1 protein-coding gene is annotated in these 551 nt (G+C 64.8%); it reads left to right on the top strand.

Translation table 11 applies throughout. The features are described from left to right. On the top strand, window positions 1–551 hold a 551-nt coding region (locus DXXMK7_RS01215), incomplete at both ends, for an Ig-like domain-containing protein (protein ID WP_038917497.1).

The raw sequence follows: 551 nt of genomic DNA, 5'->3' as shown, positions 1-551 counted from the left end.
ACCTATACGCCCAATGCCAACTTTAACGGCACCGATACCGTGACCTACACCGTCAGCGACGGCGCGGGCGGGGTGACGACCGGCACGCTGACCATCACCGTGACGGCAGTGAACGACGCGCCGGTCACCGGTAACGACAGTGCCACCACCACGGAAGACACCCCGGTGACGGTGGATGTGCTGGCGAATGACAGCGATGTTGATGGCAATCCGCTGACGGTGACCGCCGCGACCGCCGGTAACGGCACGGTGGTGATCAATGCCGACGGCACCCTGACCTATACCCCCAATGCCAACTTTAACGGCACCGACACGGTGACCTATACCGTCAGCGACGGCGCCGGCGGGGTGGTGACGGGCACGCTGACCATCACGGTGACCGCAGTGAACGATGCGCCGGTGACCGGTAACGACAGCGCCACCACGGCGGAAGACACCCCGGTGACCGTCGATGTGCTGGCGAACGACAGCGATGTGGATGGTAATCCGCTGACCGTCACCGCGGCGACCGCCGGCAACGGTACGGTGGTGATTAACGCCGACGGCACCCT

It is taken from the genome of Dickeya sp. MK7, from assembly GCF_000406305.1.
GTDB classification, from domain to species: domain Bacteria; phylum Pseudomonadota; class Gammaproteobacteria; order Enterobacterales; family Enterobacteriaceae; genus Dickeya; species Dickeya fangzhongdai.
This window is presented reverse-complemented; position numbering and strand designations above follow the sequence as displayed.